This window comes from Aeromonas sp. 604176, from assembly GCF_049170755.1.
GTDB lineage: Bacteria > Pseudomonadota > Gammaproteobacteria > Enterobacterales > Aeromonadaceae > Aeromonas > Aeromonas veronii_A.
Genome location: NZ_JAAKNE010000179.1, coordinates 1 through 4870 on the forward strand (window position 1 = coordinate 1; position 4870 = coordinate 4870).

3 protein-coding genes and 1 pseudogene are annotated in these 4870 nt (G+C 54.0%); all 4 read left to right on the plus strand.

Going from position 1 to position 4870, the window contains the following annotated elements:
- The coding region (locus G5358_RS20025) for a hypothetical protein (RefSeq protein WP_421304955.1) at nucleotides 1-224 on the plus strand (224 nt) is incomplete at its 5' end.
- Between the two features lie 565 nt (nucleotides 225-789).
- The gene (locus G5358_RS20030) at nucleotides 790-3345 is read left to right on the plus strand and encodes a TonB-dependent receptor (protein WP_216951982.1); all 2556 of its coding nucleotides are present in this window, start codon (nucleotides 790-792) and stop codon (nucleotides 3343-3345) included.
- A 108-nt stretch (nucleotides 3346-3453) separates the two neighbouring features.
- Nucleotides 3454-4218: a DUF3450 domain-containing protein gene (locus tag G5358_RS20035; protein ID WP_005343435.1), complete on the plus strand. Its 765-nt coding sequence runs from the start codon at nucleotides 3454-3456 to the stop codon at nucleotides 4216-4218.
- A pseudogene (locus G5358_RS20040) lies at nucleotides 4215-4870 on the plus strand (MotA/TolQ/ExbB proton channel family protein); the annotation flags it as partial. The gene G5358_RS20035 and the pseudogene G5358_RS20040, both read left to right, overlap by 4 nt.

Below are 4870 nucleotides of genomic sequence, written 5' to 3' on the forward strand. Positions count from 1 at the left end.
GAAACGTCGGGATGATCAAAAGCATCCGGCGTAGGAAATACGACAGCATGGTGGAACCTCGTCCTTGTTGTTCTTTTTTGCGGCCAGTCAAATCCGGTGACGGGCCTGTCCTTCCTGGCATTACGCGCTGGATTGGTTGCCAAACAGCAGACAATCCGCTTGGCCACTGTAAAAGCTCTGCAACAAAAATCAAGTACAAGGAAATGGAAAACTGGGACAAATGACCCGCTGAGACCAAAAGCACCGAAAAATGACGTTTTTTATCTGAAAAGTGAAAATCAAAACAAAACGCTACTGCTCAACATTATTTTAAAAAATATAAACAGCTGTTTGTTTGAATCTTGTATTTGTTTATGTGATTGAATTTTAAGTGCTTTTATTTCTGCTGTCAAAGAAGGGAAAACGATATCATCTCGACAAATTTATCTATCTCCCCCATCGGAGTGGTCAGTCACAATAATAATTAAAATAGAGTTTTATTCTTATTTTTGCCAATAAATCGAAATAAGATATAAAGAGACAGCACGTAAACAAATAAGTTCATCAACTTTTAATTCAGCGTCTTTTACATGTTTTAACAACGATTTCACATTGCGCTGGATGTTTTTGGCAGAATTATTCACTAATTATGCCGGTCAAAATTAATACACTCCGCTTATTCCACATCTCACCCTCCCGATCCCCCCACTCCATTGACGTCGCCAGTCAAAGATTGATAAGCCTTACGCATCGCTCCAAAGAGGGCGGTATCAGGAAGCAAACAATAAACAACCAGGAAGGATATAAGCGATGCTTAGGAAGAGCAGAATCTCTGCTGCGATTGCGTTCGCCTTGGCGAGCCTTGCGGCGGCCCCATCCGTATCTGCCGAAGAAGGGCAGAACGTCGAAAAACTGCAGAAAATCAAAGTCACTGGCTCCCGTATCTCTCGTGTTGATGTTGAGGGGGCGACTCCGGTTGTCTCTGTCAGCAAGGCCCAAATTGAACAGTCTGGCCAGCAGACTGTGGCTGATTATCTGAAACAGGCCTCCTACAACTCCTTTGGTGGTTTCTCTCCATCCTCCGGTAGCTCAGCCCAGTCACAAGCCACCGTAGGGCTGCGTGGCCTTGGTGAAGATCGCACACTGGTGCTGCTCAATGGCAAGCGTATCGCCGGTTCTCCCTCCATGGGGGGCACCGCCATCAACCTCAACACCATCCCCATGGCGGCCGTTGAGCGGGTGGAAGTGAACCTGGACGGTGGCTCTGCCCTGTATGGTTCTGATGCCATCGGTGGCGTTATCAACGTGATCCTCAAAGAGGGTTTTGAAGGTTTGTCATTCCAGGGGCGCGTCGGTTCACCGACCGAGGAAGGTGGTGACGAACAGAGTGGTTCCATCGTCAGCGGTATTTCGGGTGAGAAAGGTTCCCTGATGATGGTCTACGAGCATGATGTGAAAGACGAGATCTATTACAAGGATCGTGACTATCTGGCCAAGCAGGGGGCTGAGTCTCCTAGCCTCTATGGTCGCAATATCAAGGGAGTAGACGCGGCAACTGGCAAGACCGTAACACGTACTCTGAATGGGGTCGACTGTGAAAGCACCGGCGCCGGTTTTGTCACCAAGGGTACGGCTTGCCGCTTCGACTTTGCTCAAGTCGCAGCCAAGACCGCCTCGCGTACTCGCGACACCGTCTATGTCAACGGCCGCTACCATATCAACGACAATGTGGATTTCGTGCCACAGATGATTGGTTCCCGGGTCACCAGTTTTGGTCGTTTCGCCCCTGCTGCAGGTGCCTTCACCGTGGATGGCTCCACCCCTGAAAGCGCTGCAGTCCTGTCTGCCAACAACTTCAGCACCGCCAAGGCTGCGACGGTTTACTACCGCTTCAACAACGTCGGTCCCCGTGACAACGAAGTGACCGACTTGACCGGTACTCTGAACCTGGGTTTTGAAGGGGTGGTTCCGACCGAGGCGGTTGGCGATCTGGAGTGGAACGCCGGTTACATGTACTCCAAGACAGATAACCAGAGTATTGGTAATGGCTATGTATTGGAGCCGGCGGTTCAGACTCAGGTAAACAGTGGAAACTTCGTCAACGGCAGCTTCTCCGCTGATGCCACCAAGGATCTCTCTTATACCACCAGCCGCAACTCCAAGATGGATTTCTTCCAGTGGTATGGCGGTCTGGGTTGGGAGATGGGCGAACTGCCTGCTGGCCCGGTCAGCTGGTATCTGGGTGCCGAGTATAACGATTGGGTTTACTCCGACACCTACGACAGCCAGTCCGAAGCGGGTAACGTACTGGGTTCATCCGGCAACTCCGGTAGCGGTGTGCGCGATGTGTTTGCCACCTACATCGAGAGCCTGATCCCCATCACCGAGCAGATCGAGCTGAACCTGGCGGGTCGTTACGACAAGTACAGCGACTTTGGCAGCGCCTTCTCGCCCAAAGCGAGTCTGCGTTATCAGCCACTCGACCAGCTGATGTTCCGTACCTCCTGGTCCCAGTCTTTCCGCGCGCCGGGTCTGAATGATCTCTATGCGGCGGATGCCCAGTCAGCTGACTTTGCCAAGGACTATGTCTACTGCCAGGCCAATGGTATTGCCAACTGTTCCGAAGAGCAGTACGAGACAACGCGCCAATCCAACAAGAACCTGAAGGAAGAGACCGCCAATACCTTCACTATCGGGGCGGCCTACAATCCGCTGGACAATCTGAACCTGTCGCTCGATTACTACTACATCAAGATCGATGACGTGATCCAGTTGGCTACCACCCAGACCCAGTTCTATCAGGAGCTCAATACCGGCAGCAACCCGAACGTCATTCGTGACGCCAACGGCGATGTCGAGAAGGTCTATGCCGGCATGGTCAACTTGGGGCAACTCAAGACCAGTGGTATCGACTTCAAGGCGGACTACAAGTACGACTTCAACTCCTTCACCCTGCGTTACGACTTTGGCAGCAGCTACATCCTGAAATATGAGGAAGGTCTGTTTGCTGGTGGCCCAATGGTTGACAAGAAGGGCTGGAATGGCAAACCCGATTTCCGTTTCAACTCCGGGATCGGTGCCAACTTCCCGCAGCTGTGGAATCTGGATACCTACCTGAGCACCAACTATATCGACTCCCAGAGCCAGGACTATGTGGATGACAAGGAAGAGGGCCATATTGCTTCCAACACCATCTGGAACCTGAACGTTGCGGTCGATACCAGCTGGAATGCCAAGATCCAGACCGGCGTGAAGAACATGTTCAACCGTGGACCTTCCCTGTCAAATGATGGTTACACCTACGATGAATACCTCTACAGCATTGACGGACGGGTCTATTACATCGACTACACCCAGAAGTTCTAATCAACCCCGTTGATATACAACCTCAGCCGGCCCGGTCGGGCCGGCTGTGCCCAACGTCCAAGGAAGTTACGGAGATAGGGTAATCCTATGAAGACAAGGACCATTACAATGAAGAAAGCGCTCCTTGGCAGCCTGGTTTCGGCCGCCTTGTTGACCAGCTTCAATCTGAGTGCCGCTACTGCCGGTCAGGCCGTGGACGCTCAAGCCGCCACCGACAACGCATCCAAAGTTTCCCAGCAGAAGATCGACAGCTATGCCGAATCTGCCGAATCCGCACTGGCCCAGTACAAGGCAGCCCTGCGTCAGGTCGACAGTCTGCGCACCTACAACGAGCAGGTGAGCAAGATGGTCGAGTCCCAGAGTGCCGAGCTGGCGTCGATGCAAAAGCAGATCGCCCAGATTGATCAGACCAGCACCGAAGTTGTCCCCCTGATGCTCAAGATGATCGACTCCCTCGAGCAGTTTGTGGCGCTGGATCTGCCGTTCCAGAAGGTCGAGCGCGAGGACCGCGTGGCGGCTCTGACCGACCTGATGAACCGTGCCGATGTCACCATCTCCGAGAAGTACCGCAAGATCCTGGAGGCCTACCAGATCGAGGAGGGCTTCAGCCGCACCATCGAATCCTACAAGGCGAGCCTGGACAAGGATGGTAGCGAGAAGACCTACGAGTTCCTGCGGGTTGGCCGCATCGCGCTGCTTTATCAATCCCCGGATGGCAATGAGACCGGGATGTGGAACAAGAAGACTCGCCAGTGGGAAGAGTTGCCCCAGGAGTATCGCAGTGCGGTTGAACAGGGCCTTCGCATCGCCAAGAAGCAGGCGCCTCCCGCTCTGATCAAGCTACCGGTTCAAACTGCGGAGAAAGCATCATGAAAGGAATCAAACTTGCGATTGCCTCCCTGATTGCGGGAGCAACCCTAGTCACCCTGCCGGTGACCGCCGCCGAAAAACCGGTGGATCTCAATGCGCTGCTGAATCAGGTCAAGGCCTCCAGCCTGAGCGAATCCCAACTCAACAAGGAGCGGGAAGCCCGCTTCCTGGCTGACAAGAACGAGCAGGGGGCGCTGCTGGCCAAGGCCAAGGCCGAGCTGGCTGCCGAAACCGCCAAGGGCGAGCAGCTCAAGGCGACCTTCGATGCCAATGACAAGCAGCTGACCGAGCTGACTGAAACCCTGCGCCAGCGTTCCGGCAACATGGGCGAGATGTTCGGCGTACTGCGTCAGTTCGCCGGTGAGTTCAAGGGAATCTTCAACGCCTCCGCCCGTCGGGTCGAGCATCCGGAACAGACCGCGCTGCTGACCCGTCTGGCCGAGAGTAAAGAGCTCCCCTCCAGCGACGATCTGGAAGCGTTCTGGACCACCACCCTTAGCCGCATGGTGGACGGTGGCAAGGTGAGCCAGATCCCGGCGACTGTGGTCTACGGCGAAGGCAACCAGGCCGAGAAGACGGTCACCCAGATCGGTGAGTTCAACACTGTCTCCGAAGGCAAGTACCTCACCTTCGTGCCGGAGACCGGCAAGTTCGA

What these genes read in the sequence shown, in the direction of transcription:
- G5358_RS20035 (WP_005343435.1), top strand. Translation starts at nt 3,454, where the DNA reads ATGAAGAAAGCGCTCCTTGGCAGCCTGGTTTCGGCCGCCTTGTTGACC.
- G5358_RS20030 (WP_216951982.1), top strand. Translation starts at nt 790, where the DNA reads ATGCTTAGGAAGAGCAGAATCTCTGCTGCGATTGCGTTCGCCTTGGCG.